Below are 24,154 nucleotides of genomic sequence, written 5' to 3' on the forward strand. Positions count from 1 at the left end.
ATGAGCAGTCTCGTCGGTGTCGTTTCCCGTATCGTCGGCCAGGTATATGTCATCGGCCTTGACGGTGTTCGTCGGGCGCTGATCGAAGGCGATCGCATTATGGCGGGCGAGGAAATCGTGACTGGCGCCGATGGTGCGGTCTCGATCACCCTGGCCGACGGGCGCACGCTGGACATGGGGCGCGACAGCCAGTGGGTCGCCTCGGACGCAGGCGCAGGCAGTACGTCGCTGGCGACTGCGGACCCGAACACTGACATCGAAGCGCTGCAACAGGCGATCGCCGAGGGGCAGGACCCGACGCAAGTACTCGATCCAACAGCCGCAGGGCAAACAACGGGCGGGGGCAGCGCAGGGGGCAGCCACAGCATCGTTAACCTGTCGCTGACGGCGGCGCGCGTGGCACCGAACGTGGGTTACGTGACCATCGGCCTGCCTAACGCGCGTGCGGCAGACGAACAACGCGTGGGCACCACGGCAGACTCGTCCACTCAGGGCACGACCACGCCAGTCACACCAACCACTCCGACAACACCTACGACGCCGAACACTCCGGCGGAGATCACCGGCGATATCGCCGGCAACACTCAGGAAGATGTGGTGTATTCCGCGTCTGGTCTGTTGGTCGTCAACGATCCCGACGCAGGCCAATCGAGCTTCGTTGCACAAACAGGCACGGCAGGCACCTACGGCGTTTTCAGCATCACGAACGATGGCCGTTGGGTCTACACGCTCACCAACGCCGCGCCGAATGTGCAAGCGCTTGCACAAAATCAGCAAGTCACTGAAACCTTCACCGTGCGCAGCGCGGACGGCACTACACAAACGATCACCGTGACCGTGCAAGGCACCAACGACGTGCCCGTGGTCAGCGCAGCCGCACGCAGCACAGGTGAGAACACCGCATTCGATGGCCGTGTGCCGACCGCGACCGATGTCGATACCGGCGACACCGTCGCCCGTTACGACGTTGTGCGTGACTTGGGCACCGGTAACGGCACCCTGACCTTCAACGCTGACGGCTCGTATCGCTTCGAGCCCGGCACCGACTTCGACAGCCTGGCCGCCGGCCAGACGCGCCAGGTCACCTTCACCTACACCGCCACCGACAGTAATGGCGGCGTCAGTGCGCCTGCGACCGTCACCATCACTGTGATCGGTGCCGACGATGCACCCGTCATCAGCAGCGGCACCGGTGCGGTGGTCGAGCGTACACAACCGTCCATCGACGGCCAGCTCAGTGCCTCGGACGTGGACAACCCCGCCCTTGCCTTCAATGCAGGCACGGTCAATGGCGCATACGGCCAACTGCAAGTAGCCGCCGATGGCCGCTGGACCTACACGCTCGACAGCCGCGCGGACGTCCTGACCGCAGGCCAGCGCACGAGTGAAGTCATCAGCGTGCGCCTGAACGACGGCTCGACCACCACCGTCACGGTCAACATCACCGGCACCAACAACGCTGCCAGCATCAGCGGGCAGGACAGCGGCCGTGTCGTCGAGAACACAGCCGCCACACTCACCAGCAGCGGCACGCTGCGGGTCAGCGATGTCGATCTGGGCGAGAACGTCTTCCGTCCTGGTGCCGGCGCCTATAAAGGCACGGACACACCGCTGGGCAGCCTGACCATCACGACCGATGGCCAGTGGACCTATCAGGTCACGAACGGCGCCGTGCAGTACCTCAATGCAGGCGAAACCCGCACCGAAACCTTCACCGTGACGTCCGCCGATGGCACGGCCACGCATGACATCACCGTGGTCATCGTCGGCGTGAACAACGCTGCCGTGATCGCTGGCGACCTTGCGGGTCAGGTCCAGGAAGACGGTACTCTTGTCTCCAGTGGCGCGCTGACGGTCAGCGATGCAGATGCGAGCCAGAACAGCTTCCAGGCACAGACTGGAACAGCCGGTGCGTACGGCAGTTTCAGCCTGGCTACCAACGGTACCTGGACCTACACCCTGAATAACGCTGCGGCCAACGTGCAGGCGCTGCGCGAAGGTCAATCCGTTCAGGAAGTCTTCACCGTGCGGAGCGCGGACGGTACCGCAAAGCAGGTGACTGTCACGGTCATCGGCGCCAACGATGTGCCTGTCGTGTACGCCGATGCCCGGACCACGACGGAAAACGCCGTCCTCGACGCCCGTGTAGCGACGCCGACCGATATCGACAGCGGCGACCGCATCGTCGCTTACCAGATCGTCGATAACCTGGGCGCTGGCAACGGCAGCGTGACGCTGAACAACGACGGCAGTTACCGCTTCAACCCCGGCACCGATTTCGATGCACTGGCGCAGGGGCAATCGCGTCAAGTGACTTTCACCTATACCGCGACCGATGCCGCTGGTGGCATCAGTGCGCCTGCCACCGTCACCATCACGGTGACCGGCACCAACGACGCGCCGGTCATCGCTGCTGTTGGCCCACTAGCGGTCAACGAAGGTGGCGTCACCGTCAGCGGTCAGTTGAGCGCCACCGATGTCGACCAGCCTGCCGGCACGCCGCTGGTGTTCACCACCAGCAACCCTGCGCCTGCCGGTTTCGAGCTAGCACAGAACGGCGCCTGGTCGTTCGATCCAAGCAACACGGCCTACAACCACCTGCCGGCTGGCACCAAGCTCGTTCTCGATATTCCGCTGACCGTGACCGATGCACTTGGCGCGACGAGCACCACGACGCTGCAAGTCACCATCACCGGCACCAATGACCTGCCGGTCGCCAATGCTGACATCAACGAGACCGGCCAGAACCAGGCGATCACTGTCGGCGCCACCAGCGGCGTGCTGAGCAACGACACCGATGCCGATGACGGCACCGTGCTGCGCGTCAGTGAAGTGAACGGCGCTGCGGCCAATGTCGGCACGGGCATCACCGGCTCCAACGGCGGCACCTTCGTGCTCAATGCCGACGGCAGCTACAGCTTCAATCCAGGGACGGCGTTCAATAGCCTTGGCGCCAATCAGAGCGCGACCACGCAGGTTCGCTACACCGTCAGTGACGGCCAGGGCGGAACCGCCACTTCGACCCTCACGGTCACCGTCAACGGCGCCAACGATGCGCCGACGGTCGCGGCTGCGCTCTCGGCGCCTGCCACCGAAGACGGCGCACGCGTCAGTCTCGACCTGCTGCAAGGCGCAAGCGACCCGGACGCTGGCACGACGCTGAGCGTCATCGGCCTGCCCGCCACATTACCGGCGGGCGTGACCTACAACGCCACCACGCACACGCTGACTCTTGACCCGACCGATGCCGCCTTCCAGAACCTGGCGGAGGGCGAGCAACGCCCCGTGGTCGTGAACTACACCGTCAGCGACGGCCAGGGCGGCACCGTTGCCCAGAGCGCAACCTTCATCGTCACCGGCACCAACGATGCGCCGGTGATCGATACCGTTGCCCCGCGGGATGTTCTCGAGGGTGACGCCACAATCCGCGACCAGCTCACCGCGAGCGATGTCGACCAGCCGGCCGGTACGCCGCTGGCCTTCTCCACTACTGCCAGCGATGCTGGTTTCAGCCTGCAACCGAACGGCACCTGGAGCTTCGATCCGAGCAACCGCGCCTACGACTCGCTGGCCGCAGGCACCAAGCTGGTCCTGAACATCCCGCTGACGGTCACCGATGCGCTGGGTGCGACCAGCACCACCACGCTGCAGATCACCGTCACCGGAACAAATGACGTGCCGGTCGCGCGCGCTGACGTGAACACCACGGGCGAGAACGACGCCCTTAGCGTCGACGCGGCCAACGGCGTGCTGAGCAACGACACCGACGTCGATGACAACACCACGCTGACCGTCAGTGCGGTCAACGGCAACGCGGGCAGTGTCGGCCAAGCCATTACCGGCTCCACCGGCGGTACCTTCGTGCTCAATGCCGACGGCAGCTACCGTTTCAACCCCGGTACCGCCTTCGACAGCCTGGCCGTCGGCCAGCAGGCCACCACGCAGATCACCTACAGCGTCAGCGATGGCCAGGGCGGCACCGCCAGCTCGACCTTGACGATCACCATCAACGGCACCAACGACGCACCGACGGTCGCGTCCGCCCTTTCCGCGCCAGCGACGGAAGATGGCCAGCCCGTCAGCCTCGACCTGCTGACCGGTGCCCGCGACGTCGACACGGGTGACACGCTCAGCGTTATCAACCTGCCCGCGACGCTGCCGGCAGGTGTCACCTACGACCCGGTCACGCACCGCCTGACGATCGATCCGAGCAACGCGGCGTACCAGAACCTCGCTGCCGGCGAGCAGCGCCCTGTCGTGGTGAACTACACCATCAGCGACAACCATGGCGGTACCGTCACCCAGAGCGCCACCTTCCTCGTTACCGGCACTGACGATGCTCCGATCATCAGCGTCGGCACAGGCACCGTCGTCGAGCAGACGCAACCGAGCATCAGCGGCGTTCTGACCGCCACCGATGCCGACAACCCGACCCTGGCCTTCAACCCCGGCACTGTCGCCGGTGCCTATGGCAGCCTGAGCGTCGACACGAACGGCAACTGGACCTACGCCCTGAACGGCAATGCCGACAGCCTGCGCGCTGGGCAAACCGCCAGCGACACACTGACCGTCACCCTCAACGATGGCTCGACCACGACCGTCACCATTGGCATCACCGGCACCAACAACGCCGCGACCATCACCGGCCAGTCGTTGGGGCAGGTCGAGCAGAACAACGCTACGCCAACCCTCACCGCCAACGGCCAGCTGAACGTCAGCGACGTCGACACCGGCGAGAACGTGGTACGCCCGGATTCCGTCACCTTCCAGGGCAATGGCGCACCGCTCGGCCAATTGACCATCAGCCCGAACGGCAGCTGGACCTATAGCGTCCCGAACGAATCCGTACGTTTCCTCGACGCGAACGAAACCCGCGTCGAACGCTTCACCGTGACCTCAGCGGACGGTACCGCCACGCAAACCATCAGCGTCACGATCGTCGGCACGGCCGATGCTCCGCTGATCGGCGGCGACACCGCAGGCTCGACGCTGGAAGACCGTGTCACCACGACTTCGGGCCAACTCACCATCGAGGATGCCGACGCAGGCCAATCGAGCTTCGTCGCCCAGCAGAACGCTCCGGGCACCTATGGCTCGCTGACTCTCGGCACGAACGGTTCCTGGACCTACACGCTGAACAACGCTGCCGCCAACGTGCAGGCGTTGAAAGCGACGGACCGTGTGGTCGACAGCTTCACCGTCACCACGGCGGATGGCACGACACGCACCATCGACGTCACCGTACTCGGCACAAACGACGCGCCGGTCGCCGTCAACGACAACGCGGCCGTGATTCAGGGCGGCACCACCGCGCCGGCCAGTGTGCTGGGCAACGACACGGACATCGACCGTGACACCCTGACCGTCACCGACGTGCGCACCGGCGCCGAGAGCGCGACCGGCACCGCTGGCAGCCTGGGCACCGCGCTGAACGGCGCCTACGGTCAACTGACGCTCAACGCCGACGGCAGCTACACCTACGTCGCCAACAACGCCGCTCGCCTGCCGGCGAATGTCACCGGCCAGGATCGTTTCACCTACACCATCAGCGATGGTCAGGGCGGCACCGACACCGCCGAACTGGTCATCACCGTGACCGGCAGCAACGACGTCGCCACCATCAGCGGTAACGCGTTCGGTCAGGTCACCGAAGACGCCACGCCCACGACCCTGACCACCAGCGGCGAGCTGACGGTCAGCGATGTCGACACCGGCGAGAACGTATTCAACACTGGCAACGTCAGCTACCAGGGCGCCACAGGCACCACCAACGGTGTCGGCACCGCGCTCGGCACCCTGACCATCACGGCTGCCGGTACCTGGACCTACAACGTATCCAATGCCGCCGTGCAGTACCTCGGCGCGGGCGAAACCCGCACCGAAGTCTTCCGCGTCACCTCGGTCGATGGCACCGCCACGCAGGACATCACCGTCGTCATTCGCGGCACCAACGATGCCGCCGTGATCACCGGTGACGACCGCGGCGCAGTGGCCGAAGACGGCACCCTCGTTGCCGAAGGCACGCTGATCGCGACCGATGCGGATGCAGGCCAGAACAGCTTCCAGGCGAACACCGTCACCACGACCTACGGCAGTTTTACCGTCGGCACCAACGGCGCGTGGACCTACACCCTGAACAACGCCTCCCCGGCGGTTCAGGCATTGGTCGCCACGGACCGCCTCACCGAAACCTTCAATGTGCAGAGTGCCGATGGCACCGTGCACCAGGTGGTCGTCACCATCGATGGCCGTGACGATACGCCGGTCATCGCTGGCGTCGATACCGCTACGATCACCGAAGATGCGGCCGTGCTCACAGTGGGCGACCGCCTCACCGTCAGCGACCCCGATGCTGGCCAGAGCAGCTTCCAGGCACAAACGAACACACAAGGCACCTACGGACGCTTCAGCATTGCCGCCGACGGCACCTGGACCTTCACGCTGGACAACGCCTCGACGCAAGTCCAGGCGCTGGCACAGGGTCAATCCGTCTCCGATACGTTCAACGTCCGCACTGCCGACGGCACGCTTCATCAGGTCGTGGTCACGGTCAACGGCAGCAACGACCTGCCTTCCGTGAGCTCCGCCAGCTCCGCCACCGACCAGAACACCGCGATCACCGGCCAGGTGCCGGTCGCGACCGATACCGACACGCTCGACACCATCACGGGTTACGGGCTCGTCACCGGCCTAGGCCCGAACAACGGCACCTTGGTGTTCAACACCAACGGTAGCTACACCTTCACGCCAGGGCGCGACTTCGATGCGCTGGCAGCGGGTGACTCGCGCCAGGTCACCTTCACCTACACCGCCACCGATAACCACGGCGGCGTCAGCGCGCCGGCGACCGTCACCATCACCGTGACGGGTACCGACGACCTGCCGGTGATCAGCACCGGCAGTGGCTCCGTTGTCGAGCAGACCGAGCCGAGCGCCAGCGGCGTACTCACAGCGACCGACGTCGACAACCCGAATCTGGCCTTCACGCCAGCCACCGTCGGCGGCAACTACGGCAGCCTGATCGTCGACGCCCGTGGCAACTGGACCTACACCCTCGACAGCCGCGCCGACTCGCTCATCGCGGGCCAGAGCGTCAGCGACACGATCACCGTGCGCCTGAACGATGGTTCGACGACCACCGTCACCCTCGACATCACCGGCACCAACAACGCGGCCAGCATCACCGGCCAGGCTACCGGTGACGTCCTCGAAGACAGCGCAGCACCTACCCTAAGCACCAGCGGCACACTCGTCGTCCGTGACGTCGATACCGGCGAAGCCGTGTTCCGTACCGGCTCGGTCGTTTACCAGGGCAGCGACAGCGCACTGGGCCAATTGACCATCACCGCCAATGGCCAGTGGACCTACAACGTCGCCAATAGCGCCGTGCAGTACCTTGGCGCGGGCGAAACCCGTACCGAAGTGTTCCGCGTGACCTCGGCGGACGGCACCGCCACCCAGGACATTACCGTCACAATCACCGGCACCAACGATGCTGCCGTGATCGGCGGCGACATCACCGGCACAGCCCAGGAAGACCTCAAGACCGTCACCAGCGGCCAGCTGACCATCAGCGATGCCGATGCCGGTCAGGAAAACTTCCAGGCACAAACCGATACCCAGGGCACCTACGGCAGCTTCAGTGTCGGCACCGATGGCCGCTGGACGTACACGCTGGACAACACCTCGACGCGCGTTCAGGCGCTGGCACAGGGTCAATCCGTCTCCGATACGTTCAACGTACGCGCCGCTGACGGCACCCTGCAGCAGATCACCGTGACCATCGATGGCACCAATGATCTGCCGAGGGTAAGCAACGACAGCCGCACCACCGAAGAGAACACGCCGATCATCGATGGTCGCGTTCCAGCCGCCGCCGATGTGGACGCAGGCGACACCATCGTCAGCTATCAAGTGGTGAACGGGCTTGGCGTCAACAACGGCAGCCTCACGTTCAACAGCGATGGAAGCTACCGCTTCAACCCCGGTACCGACTTCGACGCCCTGGCGGCAGGCGCCTCGCGCCAGGTCACCTTCACTTACACCGCTACCGATTCGAACGGCGGAGTCAGCGCGCCTGCGACGATCACCATCACCGTCACCGGCACCGACGACCTGCCCGTCATCAGCACCGGCAGCGGCACGGTCGTCGAGCAGACACAGCCCTCTATCAGCGGCCAGCTGACGGCGACCGACGTCGACAACCCGGCGCTGGCATTCAACGCCGGCACCCTGAATGGCACCTATGGCGGGCTCGTCGTCAATGCCGACGGCACCTGGACCTACACGCTCAACAGCAACGCCGATCGTCTCACCGCCGGCCAGCAGGTCACCGACAGCGTGACCGTAACGTTGAACGACGGCTCGACCACCACCGCCTCCATCGGCATCACCGGCACCAACAACCGTGCGGTCATCGGCGGCGCGGATCAGGGTGAAGTCACCGAGGACGGCACCCAACGCACCAGCGGCACCTTGACCATCAGCGATGCGGATGCGGGCGAAGCGACCTTCGTCGCGCAACCTGCAACCGACGGCACCTACGGCCGCTTCACGGTCGATGCGAACGGCGCATGGTCCTATCAGCTGAACAACGCCGCAGCCAATGTGCAGGCACTGGTCAGCGGACAGCGCGTAACCGACAGCTTCACCGTCACCAGCGCCGACGGCACCACACATCAAGTCACCGTCACCATCAACGGTGCGGATGATGCTGCCCGTATCGGCGGCAGCGACAGCGGCAGCGTGACCGAAGACGGCACGCTCACCACCGGCGGCACCCTGAGCATCGTCGATCCTGACGCAGATCAGGCCGTGTTCGTCGCCCAGCCATCCACGGCGGGTACCTACGGCACCTTCAGCGTCGGCACGGATGGCGTTTGGAGCTATGCGCTGAACAACAGCGCGGCCAACGTACAGGCGCTGATCAGCGGCCAACGTGTCACCGAAACCTTCACGGTCACCAGTGCCGACGGCACGACACATCAGGTGATAGTGAACGTCAACGGCGCCGACGATATCGCGGTAATCAGCGGCACCCGTACCGGTGAAGTCACCGAGGACGCGGCCGTTTCGACAGTCAGTGAACAACTCACAGTCAGCGACCCGGACGCCGGTCAGGCCGTGTTCCAGGCCCAGACCCAGAGCACCGACTACGGCACCTTCACTCTCACCGAAGGCGGCCGCTGGACCTACGCGCTGAACAACGCTTCGCCGAGCGTCCAGGCGCTGGCACAGGGTCAATCCGTCCAGGAATCCTTCACCGTCCGCAGCGCGGACGGCACCGCGCAGACCGTGACCGTCACGGTCAAGGGCAGCAACGACGTGCCCGTGGTCAGCGGCACAAGCGTAACCACCGAGGAAAACACCCCGGTCAGCGGCAATGTGCCGACTCCGACCGACGTCGATGCGGGCGACACCATCGCCGCCTACACGCTCGTCCGTGATCTGGGCACCGGCAACGGCACGCTGAGCTTCAACAGCAGCACGGGCGCGTTCACCTTCACACCGGGCCGCGACTTCGACAGCCTGCCGGCCGGTGAATCTCGCGATGTGACCTTCACCTACACCGCCACCGATTCGAACGGCGGCGTCAGCCTGCCGGCAACCGTCACCATCCGCGTGACCGGCACCGATGACCTACCGGTGATCAGCGTCGGCAGTGGCGATGTGATCGAGTCCACCAGCCCGAGCGCCTCCGGCCAGCTCAGCGCGACCGACGTGGACAACCCGAACCTCGCATTCGTCCCCGGCACCCTGAACGGCAGTTACGGCAGCCTGGTGCTCGATGCCACCGGCAAGTGGACCTACACCCTCGATGAGCGCGCCGACCCATTGACCGCTGGCCAGACGGCCAACGACACGATCACCGTCACGCTCAACGATGGCTCGACCACGACCGTTACCCTCGGCATCACGGGTACCAACAGCAATGCCGTGATCACCGGCGACGATCAGGGGCGCGTCGCGGAAGACGGCACCACCGTCGCCAGCGGCAATCTCGCGGTGGATGACAGCGATGCCGGCCAGGCGGAATTCCAGCCGCAGTCGGGCGTGACCAACGCCTATGGCACCTTCACCATCAACGCTGCCGGCAACTGGACCTACACGCTGAACAATGCCTCGCCAGCCGTGCAGGCGCTCGTCACCGGCCAGCAGGTTGTCCAGACCTTCACCGTCGCCAGCGTCGACGGCACGCCGCATCAGGTGCGCATCGTCATCGATGGCCAGGACGACCGTGCCGTCATCGGCGGCGTCGACAGCGGTGCCGTGACCGAAGACGGCACCACCCGCGTCGGTGCGCAACTGACCGTTACCGACCCGGATGCGAACCAGGCGGCATTTGCCGCCCAGACGTCCACGACGCCACAGGGCACCTTCACCCTCGCTACCAACGGCACCTGGTCCTACACGCTGAACAACAGCGCTGCCAGCGTGCAAGCGCTGGGACAGGGTCAATCCGTCCAGGAATCCTTCACCGTTCGTACCGTGGACGGCACGACACATATCGTCACCGTGACCCTCAACGGCACCAACGATGTGCCGGTGGTGAGTGCGCAGACGGCAGAGACCGGCGAGAACACCGTGCTCCAGGGCGTGGTACCGACCGCGACCGACATCGACACCGGCGACCGCATTACCGGCTATCAGCTGGCTACCGGTGTAGGCGCTGGCAACGGCACCCTCACCTTCAACGCGGACGGCAGCTACCGCTTCGATCCGGGTACCGATTTCGATGCGCTGGCCGCTGGCGCGACCCGTACCGTCACCTTCACCTACACCGCCACGGACGCCAACAACGGGGTCAGCCAGCCCGCCACCGTCACCATCACCGTGATCGGCACCGACGACGCGCCGGTGATCAGCAGCGGCGCCGGCTCGGTCATCGAGCAGGCACAGCCGAGCGCCAGCGGCACGCTGACCGCTACCGATGTCGACAACCCGAACCTCGCGTTCGTCGCCGGCACCGTGCAAGGCAACTACGGCAACCTGGTTCTGGGCACCAATGGTCAATGGACCTACACCCTGGACGGCCGCGCCAACGCGCTCACCGCCAACCAGAACGTCACGGACACGGTCACCGTTCGCCTGAACGACGGCTCGACCACCACCGTCACTGTGGCCATCACCGGCAGCAACAACGTCGCCTCAATCAGCGGCGACACCACCGGCCTGACCAAGGAAGACACCACTGTCACCGCCAGCGGCAAGCTGGACGTGACTGACGCCGACGCAGGCGAAAGCCGCTTCCAGGTACAGCCGGGAACGGCTGGCACCTACGGCACCTTCAGCGTCAACGAATCCGGCGCCTGGACCTATACCCTGAACAACGCGGCAGCCAACGTGCAGGCGCTGGCGCAGGGTCAATCCGTCAGCGAAACCTTCACGGTACGCAGCGCCGACGGCACCGCGCAGCAGGTCACGATCACCGTGCAGGGCACTAATGACGTGCCGCGCGTCACCGACGTGAGCGACGCTACGACCGGCGAAAATACCGTGCTCGAAGGCGTGGTTCCGAGCGCGACCGACATCGACACCGGCGACCTCATCAGCAGCTACCAACTGGCTACAGGTGTAGGCGCTGGCAACGGCACCCTTACCTTCAACGCCAACGGTACCTACAGCTTCAACCCAGGTACCGACTTCGATGCCCTGCCAGCAGGCGGAAGCCGTACCGTCACCTTCACCTACACCGCCACCGATTCGAACGGCGGGGTCAGCCAACCTGCGACGATCACCATCACCGTCACCGGTACCGATGACCTTCCCGTCATCAGCACCGGTAGCGGCACTGTCGTTGAGCAGACGCAGCCTTCTATCAGTGGCCAGCTAACGGCGACCGACGTCGACAATCCGGCCCTGGCCTTCGTCGACGGCACCCTTTCTGGTAGCTACGGCAGCCTTGTGGTCAACGCCGCCGGCCAGTGGACCTACACGCTGGATAGCCGCGCCGATGCGCTCACCGCCGGCCAGGCAGCCAGCGATGTCATCACCGTCACCCTGAATGATGGCTCCACCACCACTGTCACTGTCGGCATCACCGGCACCAACAATGCCGCGGTGATCACCGGCGATTTTGTCGGCAACGTGCAGGAAGACGTGCGCACCGCCGCCAGCGGCAACCTGACTGCCACCGATCCGGACGCGGGCCAGAACAGCTTCCAGCCGCAGGTCAACACGGCGGGCACCTACGGCCAGTTCAGCGTGAACAGCACGGGCGCCTGGACCTACACCCTGAACAACAGCGCCGCCAATGTGCAGGCGCTGGCACAGGGTCAGTCCGTCCAGGAAACCTTTACCGTGCGCAGTGCCGACGGCACCACGCAGCAGATCACCGTCAACGTACTCGGCACCAACGATGTGCCGGCGGTGACTGCATCCTCGGAATCCACAAGCCAGAACACCAGCTTCAACGCCAACGTTCCGACCGCTTCCGATCTGGACACCGGCGATACCATCGCCAGCTACCAGGTCGTCAACGGGCTGGGCAGCGGCAACGGCGCGCTGACGTTCAACAGCAACGGCAGCTACAGCTTCAACCCGGGCAATGACTTCAACGCTCTCGGCGTTGGCCAGACTCGCCAGGTGACCTTCACCTACACCGCCACCGACAATAACGGCGGCGTCAGTGCGCCTGCGACCGTGACCATCACCGTCACGGGCACCAATGACACGCCCGTGGTCCGCGATGCGACGGTGACGACCGAAGAGAACACCGTTCTCAGCACGCAGGTCCCGGCGGCGACGGATGTGGACAGCGGCGACACCATCGTCGGCTACCAGCTGGTGAGCGGTGTCGGTGCCAACAACGGCACGCTGACCTTCAACCCGAACGGCACCTACAGCTTCAACCCCGGCACTGACTTCGATGCGCTGCCTGCGGGTCAGAGCCGCACCGTTACCTTCACCTACAGCGCGACCGATTCGAACGGCGGGGTCAGCCAGCCTGCGACCATCACCATTACCGTCACCGGTACCGACGATCTGCCGGTCATCAGCACCGGAAGCGGTAACGTCGTCGAGCAGACGCAGCCTTCGATCAGCGGCCAATTGACCGCGACGGATGTCGACAACCCGGCGCTGGCGTTCAATGCCGGCACCGTGTCGGGCAATTACGGCAACCTGACCGTCGATGCCCGTGGTAACTGGACCTACACCCTGGACGGCCGCGCCACTGCACTGGCCGGCGGCCAGAGCGTGAACGACCGCATCACCGTCACCCTCAACGATGGTTCCACCACCACCGTTACCGTTGGCATCACTGGCACCAACAACGCCGCCGTGATCGATGGCGTCGCCACCGGAGCCGTCACCGAAGATCTCGACGTGACCGCACAGGGCACGCTGGTAAGCACCGGCAGCCTGACCATCAGCGACGCGGATACCGGCGAAGCCCGCTTCACCGCAGGAACCGCCACTCCGAACCAGACCGGCACTCTCGGCGTGTTGACCATCACCGAGAACGGCACCTGGACGTACAGCGTCGCCAACGGCGACGTGCAGTACCTCGGCGCCGGCCAGACGAAGACGGAAACCTTCACCGTCACGGGCGTCGACGGCACCAGCAAAACGATCGAAGTCACCATCACCGGCACCAACGATGCCGCGGTGATCACTGGCAATGCCGGCGGCACGGTCACCGAAGACACTGACGTCAACACCGCGAACAACCTTGTCAGCACCGGCAACCTGTCCGTCACCGACGCCGACACCGGCGAAGCCCGCTTCGTCCCGACCAGCGCTGCGCCCGTCGGCACTGGCGTGCTCGGCTCGTTGACCATCACCCCGACCGGCACCTGGACCTACAGCGTGTCCAATGATGCGGTGCAGTACCTTGGCGCAGGCGAAACCAAGGTCGAACGCTTCACCGTGGCCACGGCGGATGGCACTACGCAGACCATCGAAGTCACCATCGTGGGCACAAACGACGCGGCCACCATCAGCGGCAACGCGCTCGGCGACCTCACCGAGGATCGCAACGTCGATGCGGCCAACAACCTGGTCAGCACCGGCAGCCTGAGTGTCAGCGATGCGGATCAGGGACAGAACCAGTTCAACACCAGCAGCGTGGCCTTCACCGGTGCCAGCGGCGCCACCAACAACGTGACCGCCGCCCTCGGCAGCCTGTCGATCAATGCGGCCGGCAGCTGGACGTACAGCGTTTCCAACGACGCCGTGCAGTACCTCAACGCGGGCGAAACCCGCGTGGAAACCTACACCGTGGCGTCGGCGGATGGCTCCGCTACGCAGACCATCACCGTCCGCATCAATGGCACCAACGATGCGGCCGTCATCAGTGGCCAGACCACCGGTGGCGTAACCGAAGACAGCGGCGTGACCGCCGGCAAGCTGGTGAGCACCGGCATGCTGACCTCCACCGACGCCGACGTCGGCCAAGCCAACCAGTTCACCCCTGGCACCGCCAGCGCACCCACCGGCACGCTGGGTAGCCTCGTCATCGGTAGCGATGGCGCCTGGACCTACAGCGTCGCCAACGACGCCGTGCAATACCTCGGCGCGGGCGTGACGAAGGTCGAGACCTTTACCGTCACCGCAATCGACGGTACGCCGCAGACCATCAGCGTCACCATCACCGGCGTCAACGATGCCGCAGTGATCACCGGCGTCGATACCGGCCGCGTGACCGAAGACACGGATGTCACCACGGGTGGCAACCTGATCAGCAGCGGCTCGCTGTCGATCAGCGACGCCGATACCGGCGAAGCGAGTTTCCGTCCGGGCACGGCCACGGCTTCGGCAGGCACCCTCGGCAATCTGAGCATCAATAGCGAAGGCGCCTGGACTTACAGCGTCGCCAACAGCGCGGTGCAGTACCTCGGCGCGGGCGTGACGAAGGATGAAACCTTCACCGTCACGGGCCTCGACGGCACCACCAAGACCCTGACCGTGACGATCGTCGGCACCAACGATGCCGCCGTGATCACCGGTGCCGCGACTGGCACCGTCACCGAAGACCGCGACGTCAACGCCGACGGCAAACTCGTCAGCGGCGGCACGCTGTCCATCACCGACGTAGATACCGGCGAAGCAAGTTTCCGTCCAGGCGCAGCCATTGCAGCGCCCGGTACCCTCGGCAGCCTGAGCATCGACAGCAACGGCGCGTGGAGCTACAGCGTCGCCAATAACGCCGTGCAGTACCTCGGCGCGGGCGAAACCAAGGTCGAAACCTTCACCGTCACCAGTGTCGATGGCACCACCAAGACCATCGAAGTCACCATCACCGGCACCAACGACGCGGCCGTGATCACCGGCAACGCGGTCGGCGGCGTGACCGAAGACCGTGACGTCTCCACAGATGGCAACCTGATCAGCAGCGGCAACCTGTCCATCACCGATGCGGACAGCGGCCAAGCGGCCTTCACCATCGGCAACGCCACACCAGTGGGCAACACGCTGGGCACGCTTTCCATCACGGCAGGCGGCGCCTGGACCTACAGCGTCTCGAACGCTGCCGTGCAATACCTCGCGGCTGGCGAGAACAAGGTCGAGCAGTTCACCGTCACGGCCGTCGATGGCACCAGCAAGGTCATCGAGATCACCATTACCGGGACGAACGACGAGGCCCGTATCAGCGGCAATCCGGTCGGCGATCTGACTGAAGACACCAACGTCGATACGGCGCAGAACCTGGTCGCCACCGGCAGCCTGACGGTGTCCGATGTCGACACCGGCGAGAACGTGTTCAACACCGGCAGCGTGGTCTTCAACAACGCGACCGGCGCGACGAACAACAATGCCGGCGCCCTGGGCAGCCTGTCGATCACCGCCAACGGCACCTGGACCTACACCGTCGCCAACGGCGCGGTGCAGTACCTGAACGCGGGCGAGACCCGTGTGGAAACCTTCACCGTAACGTCGAAGGACGGCACGGCGAGCCAGGTCATCACCGTTACCCTGCACGGTACGGCGGATACCGCGGTCATCACCGGCAACGCCCGTGGCGACGTGACGGAAGATCAGGGCGCGGACACCGCCAACCGTCTGGCCACCACCGGCAGCCTGAACGTGTCCGATGCCGACGCCGGCCAGTCCGCGTTCAACACCGGCAGCGTCGCCTACACCGGTGCCACCGGCACCACCAATGGCGTGACGACCGCCCTGGGCAACCTGTCGATCACCGCCAACGGCACCTGGACCTACACGGTCGACAACGCCCGTGTGCAGTACCTGAACGCGAACGAAACCCGCACCGAGACCTACACCGTGGCCTCGGCAGACGGCTCCGCCACGCAAACCATTACCGTGGTCATCCACGGCACGGCAGATGCCGCCACCATCACCGGCAACGCGAGTGGCAGCGTCACCGAAGACACCGCCATCAACGCCGGCCGCCTGAATACCGAGGGCACGCTGAGCGTCAGCGACCTCGACGCCGGCCAAAGCGTGTTCAACACCGGCAGCGTGACCTTCACCGGTGCCACCGGCACCACCAATGGCGTCGCCACGGCGCTCGGCAGCCTGTCCATCGACGCCGCCGGCCATTGGAGCTACAGCGTTTCCAACAACGCCGTGCAGTACCTCGGCGCCGGCCAGACGCGCACCGAAACCTATACCGTCGCGTCGATCGATGGCTCGGCCACGCAGACCATCACCGTGGTCATCAACGGCACCAACGATGCAGCAGTAATCAGCGGCGACACCAGCGGCGTGGTCACCGAAGACCGCAACGTCAACGCGGGCGGCTACCTCGTGAGCACCGGCGCACTGACCTCCACCGACGCGGACGTCGGCCAGGCCGGCGTATTCACCGCTGGCACCGCAACACCAGCCGCCGGCACCCTCGGCACACTGGTCATCAACAGCGCGGGCGCCTGGAGCTACAGCGTTGCCAACGCCGACGTGCAGTACCTCGGTGCGGGCGCGACCAAGGTCGAGACCTTCACCGTCACGGCCATTGACGGCACGCCACAGACGATCACCGTAACCATCACCGGCACCAACGATGTCCCGACCATTGGCGGCGACAACGTCGGCAGCGTGACGGAAGACACTCGCCTGCAGGAAAGCGGCACCTTGACCATCGCTGACGCGGATCGCGGCGAATCGGTGTTCGCGCCACAGGCAGCGGTGAAAGGCACCTACGGCACGTTCAACGTCGATGCCAACGGCCGCTGGACCTACGACCTCGACAACGGCGACGCCAAAGTCCAGGCCCTCAAGGCCGGTCAGCAGGTCACCGAAACCTTCACCGTGGTCAGCGCGGACGGCACTGCCAGCCAGGCGGTGACCGTAACCATCAACGGCACCAACGACGCCGCGAGCATCAGCGGCACGCGTACGGGCGATGTCGTCGAAGACGGTACCCGCACGGCCAGCGGCAAGCTGGACGTGACCGACGTCGATACCGGCGAAGCGGGCGTCGCCCCACGCACCGACGTGCCCGGCACCTACGGTTCCTTTAGCGTCGCCGCGAATGGCAGCTGGACGTACACCCTCAACAACGTTGCGACCAACGTCCAGGCGTTGACCGCGGGCCAGCGCGTGACCGATACCTTCACCGTCACCAGCATCGATGGCACCGCGAGCCGCAGCGTCGTGGTCACCATCACCGGTACTAACGATCAGGCGAGCATCAGCGGTAACGCCACGGGCGCCGTCACCGAAGACACCGGCGTGTCCAGCGGCAAGCTGACCACCACCGGTACGTTGACCGTCAGCGATGTGGACACCGGCGAGAACGTCTTCCAGACCGGCACCGTGACCTATCGCGGCACCGACACACCGCTGGGTAGCCTCACCATCACCGCCGGCGGCAACTGGACCTACACCGTCGACAACAGCAAGGTGCAGTACCTCGGCGCCGGCGAGAGCCGTACCGAAACCTTCACCGTGACCAGCGCAGACGGCACGGCCACCAAGGACATCGTGGTCACCGTCAACGGGACCAATGACATCCCCACCATCGGCGGCACTGCCTCCGGCGTGGCCACCGAAGACGTCAAGACCAGCGCCACCGGCACGCTCACTATCAGCGACGCCGATGCTGGGCAGTCTGCCTTCATCGCGCAGAACGCCACGACCGGTACCTACGGCAACTTCAGCGTGAATGCTGGCGGCGTCTGGACCTTCACCCTGAACAACAGCGCCGCCAACGTGCAGGCGCTCAAGGGCGGGCAAGTCGTCACCGAGACCTTCAACGTGGTCAGTGCCGACGGCAGCGTCAGCACCCCGGTGACCATCACCATCACCGGTACCAATGACGTGCCGGTGATCGGCGGTGTCGCTACCGGCGAAACCACCGAGGATGGCACCACCCAGGCTCGCGGTACGCTGACCATCAGCGATGCGGACACCGGAGAGTCGAGCTTCCTCGCCGGCAACAGCACCGGCTCCTACGGTTCCTTCAGCGTCGCTGCGGATGGCACCTGGACCTACAACCTGAACAACAGCGCCGCCAACGTGCAGGCGCTGGCAGCAGGCCAGAAGGTCTACGACACCTTCACCGTCACCAGCTTCGACGGCACTGCCACACAGGTGGTGACGGTCACCATCAACGGCACCAACGATGCGGCCGTGATCGGCGGCAACGCCAGCGGCGCCGTGACCGAAGATCTGGATGTCGACAATGGCCGTCTGATCAGCACCGGCGCACTGACCGTCACCGACGTCGATGCGGGCCAGGCGGGCTTCGTCGAAGGCAACGGCACGCCAGTCGGCACCGGTACGCTCGGTAACCTGACGATCGCTGCCAATGGCAGCTGGACCTACTCCGTCGACAACAGCCGCGTGCAGTACCTGGCCGCTGGGCAAGAGAAGGTCGAGCAGTTCACTGTACGCACCAGCGACGGCACCACGCAGGTCATCAGCGTCACCATCACCGGTACCAACGACGTTCCAACCATCGGCGGCACCACCGTTGGCGTGACCACCGAAGACGTGAAGACCAGCGCCACCGGTACGCTCACCATCAACGACCCGGACGCCGGACAGTCGAGCTTCCAGGCTCAGAGTGGCGCGACGGGTACCTACGGCACGTTCAGCGTCGGCAACAACGGCGCCTGGACCTACAACCTCGACAACAGCGCGACAAACGTACAGGCGCTCAAGGCTGGCCAGCAGGTCACCGACAGCTTCACCGTGGTCAGCGCCGACGGTACGGGCCGCCAGACGGTGACCGTCACCATCAACGGCACCAATGACGCCGCCACCATCACGGGTAACGCATCCGGCACGGTCACCGAAGCCGGTGGGCTTAACAACGCGACAGCAGGTACTCCAAGCGCGTCCGGCACACTGACCGTCAGCGACGTCGACACGGGTGAAGCGGCCTTCCAGGCCCCGGCCTCCGCCAGCCTGAACGGCACCTACGGGACCTTCACGTTCAACGCCAGCACCGGCGCCTGGACCTACGCGCTGGATAACAACCGTGGCGCGACCCAGGCCCTCACGGCCGGCCAGGCGGTGCATGACACCCTGACCGTCACCAGCCTCGACGGCACCGCCATGCAAGTCATCGACGTCACCGTCAATGGCAGCAATGACACTGCCGTGATCGGCGGTACCGCGACCGGTGCCGTGACCGAAGCAGGCGGGATCAACAATGGCACTGCCGGCTCGCCAAGCGCGTCCGGCACGCTCACCGTCACCGACGTGGATGCCGGCCAGTCGAGCTTCCAGGCTCCGGCCAGCACCAGCCTGAACGGCACCTACGGTACCTATACGTTCAACGCCACCAGCGGCGCCTGGACCTACACGCTGGACAACAGCCGTGCAGCGACCCAAGCCCTGACGGCTGGCCAGACAGCGCATGACACCCTGACCGTCACCAGCCTCGACGGCTCGGCAACGCGCGTGATCGACGTCACCGTTACCGGCAGCAACGACAACGCAGCCATCAGCGGCACCGCGACCGGCGCCGTCACCGAAGCCGGCGGCATCAACAACGGTAACGCCGGCGCGCCAAGCGCGACCGGCACGCTGACCGTCAGCGATGTCGATGCGGGCCAGGCCACCTTCCAGGCTCCGGCAGCCGCCAGCCTCAACGGGACCTACGGCACCTTTACCTTCAACACCGGCACAGGCGTGTGGAGCTATACGCTCGATAACAGCCGTACCGCGACCCAAGCCTTGACCGAGGGGCAGATCGCCCATGACACCCTGACCGTCGCCAGTGCCGATGGCACGGCAACGCAGGTGATCGACGTCACCGTCACCGGTGCCAACGACACTGCGGTGATCGGCGGTACGTCCACGGGCACAGTCACCGAAGCGGGCGGGCTCAACAGCGGCACGGAGGGTACACCGACCGCCAACGGCACGCTGACCATCAGCGATGCCGATGCTGGGCAGGCGAGCTTCCAGACGCCGGCCGCAAGCACGCTCAACGGCACCTACGGTACCTATACGTTCAACGCCACCAGCGGCGCCTGGACCTACACACTGGACAACAGCCGCGCAGCGACCCAAGCGCTGACGGCTGGCCAGACCGTGCATGACACCCTGACCGTCACCAGCCTCGACGGCTCGGCGACACGCGTTATCGACGTGACCGTCACCGGCAGCAACGACAATGCGGCCATCAGCGGCACCGCGACCGGCGCCGTCACCGAAGCGGGCGGCATCAACAACGGCACCTCCGGCACGCCAAGCGCGACCGGCACGCTGGCCGTTAGCGACGTGGACGCCGGCCAGGCCACCTTCCAGGCTCCGGCTGCTGCCAGCCTTAACGGCACCTACGGCACCTTTGCCTTCAATACAGGCACCGGCGTGTGGACCTACACACTCGATAACAGCCGCAGCGCCACTCAGGCCCTGACGGCTGGTCAGGTCGTGCACGACACCCTGACGGTGACAAGCGCCGACGGCACTGCTTCGCAGCTCATCGACGTGACCGTCAACGGCGCCAACGACAACGCCACCATCAGAGGTACGGCCACCGGCACGGTGACCGAGGCAGGTGGTGCCAACAACGCGACGGCAGGTTCGCCGAACGCCAGTGGCACTCTTACCGTCAGCGATGTCGATGCGGGCCAGGCCACTTTCCAGGCTCCGGCAGCCGCCAGCCTGAACGGCACCTACGGTACCTTCACGTTCAACACCGCGACCGGTGCATGGACCTACACCCTCGATAACAGCCGCAGCGCCACACAGGCCCTCAACGCCAATCAGGTCGTCCATGACACCCTGACGGTCGCCAGTGCCGACGGCTCCGCGACGCAGCTCATCGACGTCACGGTCAACGGCAGCAACGACAACGCCACCATCAGCGGCACAGCCACAGGCAACGTGACCGAAGCAGGTGGTGTCAGCAACGCTACCGCCGGTACGCCGACCGCCAACGGCACCCTGACCGTCAGCGATGTCGACGCGGGCCAGGCGACCTTCCAGGCGCCAGCCGCCAGCACGCTCAACGGCACCTACGGTACCTTCACGTTCAATACCGCGACCGGCGCCTGGACCTACACGCTCGACAACAGCCGCAGCGCCACACAGGCCCTCAACGCCAATCAGGTCGCCCATGACACCCTGACCGTCAGCAGTGCCGATGGCACGGCGTCGAAGGTCATCGATGTCACGGTCAACGGTAGCAACGACAACGCCACCATCAGCGGTACGGCCACCGGCAGCGTGACCGAAGCCGGCGGCATCAATAACGGCACCGCCGGGTCACCCACCGCGAACGGCACTCTGGCGGTCAGCGATGTCGACGCAGGCCAGGCGACCTTCCAGGCGCCAGCCACGGGCACGCTCACTGGCACCTACGGTACCTTCACGTTCAACACTACGACCGGTGCCTGGACCTACACCCTGGACAACAGCCGCACGGCTACCCAGGCGCTCAATGCGAACCAGACGGCGCACGACACGCTGACAGTTACCAGTGCCGATGGCACCGCGACACAAGTCATCGACGTGACCGTCAACGGCAGCAACGACAACGCGACGATCGCGGGCACCGCTACGGGCAACGTGACCGAAGCGGGCGGCATCAATAACGGCACCGCCGGGACACCAACCGCGAACGGCACCCTGACCGTCAGCGATGTCGACGCAGGCCAGGCGACCTTCCAGGCGCCAGCCGCGGGTACGCTCACTGGCACCTACGGTACCTTCACGTTCAACACAACGACCGGTGCCTGGACCTACACGCTCGACAACAGCCGCACTGCCACACAAGCCCTCAACGCGGGCGAAGCCGTCCATGACCGGCTGACCGTGACCAGTGCGGACGGCACGGCTTCGCAGGTCATCGATGTCACCGTCAATGGCAGCAACGACAATGCGACGATCGCGGGCACCGCGACGGGCAGCGTCACCGAAGCCGGTGGCATCAACAACGGCACGGCGGGTACACCGACCGCCAATGGCACGCTGACCATCAGCGACGTCGACGCCGGCCAGGCAAGCTTCCAGTCGCCTGCGGCCGCTAGCCTCAACGGCACCTACGGTACGTTCACGTTCAACGCCACCAGTGGCGCCTGGACTTACACGCTGGATAACAGCCGCAGCGTGACCCAGGCCCTCAAGGCCGGCGATGTCGTGCACGACACCCTGACCGTCAGCAGCACCGACGGCACTGCCTCGAAAGTGATCGATGTCACCGTCAACGGCGCCAACGACAATGCAACCATCGGCGGTACGGCGTCCGGTACGGTTACCGAAGCGGGCGGCGTCAACAACGCCACGACCGGTACGCCGGATGCGTCGGGCACCCTGACCGTAAGCGACGTCGATACCGGTGAAGCGGCCTTCCAGGCCCCGGCCTCAGCCAGCCTGAACGGCACCTACGGTACCTTCACCTTCAATGCCGGCACCGGCGCCTGGACCTATAAGCTCGACAACACCCGAGCTGCGACCCAGGGGCTCAATGCCAACCAGACAGCGCACGATACGCTGACCGTGACCAGTGCCGACGGCACCGCCACGAAGGTGATCGACATCCTCGTCAACGGCAGCAACGACAACGCCAGTATCAGCGGCACCGCCATCGGTACGCTCACCGAAGACAGCAACGTCAACGCGGCGAACAATCTGGTCACCACCGGTAGCCTCACCGTCACCGACGTCGATACCGGCGAGAACGTGTTCAACACCGGCAGCGTCACCTTCACCGGCGCCAGCGGCACCACCAACGGTGTCGCCACTGCGCTCGGCACACTGTCCATCACTGCGAGCGGCACCTGGACCTACACCGTCAGCAATGATGCGGTGCAATACCTCGGTGCCGGCCAGACCCGCACCGAGACCTACACCGTCAAATCGGCGGACGGCACGGCCACGCAGACCATCACCGTTACCGTCAATGGCACCAATGACGTCGCCACCATCAGCGGCAATGCGGCCGGCACCGTGACCGAAGCCGGCGGCGCCGACAACGCCACGGCCGGCACGCCGACCGCCTCTGGCACACTGACCGTCAGCGACGCCGACGTTGGCCAGTCGACCTTCCAGGCGCCTGCCAGCGGCAGCCTGAACGGCACCTACGGTACGTTCACCTTCAATTCCGGCACCGGTGCCTGGACCTACACGCTCGACAACAGCCGCAGCGCGACCCAGGCCCTCAATGCCGGCCAGACGGTGCACGACACCCTGACCGTCACCAGCGCCGACGGCGGCACCACGCGTCTCATCGACGTGACGGTCAACGGCAGCAATGACAACGCCAGCATCGGTGGTACCGCGACCGGTGCTGTCACCGAGGCCGGTGGCATCAATAACGGTACGGCCGGTTCGCCAACGGCATCCGGGGCGCTGACGATCACCGATGTGGACGCCGGCCAAGCCGCATTCCAGACGCCAGCCAGCCTGAACGGCACCTACGGTACGTTCACCTTCAACGCCACCAGCGGCGCCTGGACCTACACGCTCGACAACAGCCGCAGCGCGACCCAAGCCCTCAACGCCAATCAGGTGGTGCACGACACCCTGACCGTCGCCAGCGTCGATGGCACGGCATCGAAAGTCATCGATGTCTCGGTCACAGGCAGCAACGACAACGCCACCATCAGCGGCACCGCTGCCGGTTCCGTCACGGAAGCGGGCGGTATCAACAACGGCACCGCCGGGTCACCAACCGCCAACGGCACCCTGACCGTCTCCGACGTCGACGCCGGCCAGGCGACCTTCCAGGCACCGGCCAGCGCCAGCCTGAACGGCACCTACGGCACGTTCACGTTCAACGCAGGCACGGGCG

General features: G+C 65.4%; 1 protein-coding gene (only partly in view). It reads left to right on the forward strand.

Features of this window, described 5'->3' with window-relative positions; translation table 11 throughout:
• Positions 1–24,154, forward strand: partial view of a VCBS domain-containing protein gene (locus IEY47_RS15340; RefSeq protein ID WP_188984206.1) — the 5' portion only. It continues 8,231 nt past the right edge of the window; the window shows 24,154 of its 32,385 coding nt (coding positions 1–24,154); the start codon lies at positions 1–3; the stop codon falls past the right edge of the window.

The organism is Pseudomonas matsuisoli (assembly GCF_014647635.1).
Taxonomy (GTDB): domain Bacteria; phylum Pseudomonadota; class Gammaproteobacteria; order Pseudomonadales; family Pseudomonadaceae; genus Pseudomonas_P; species Pseudomonas_P matsuisoli.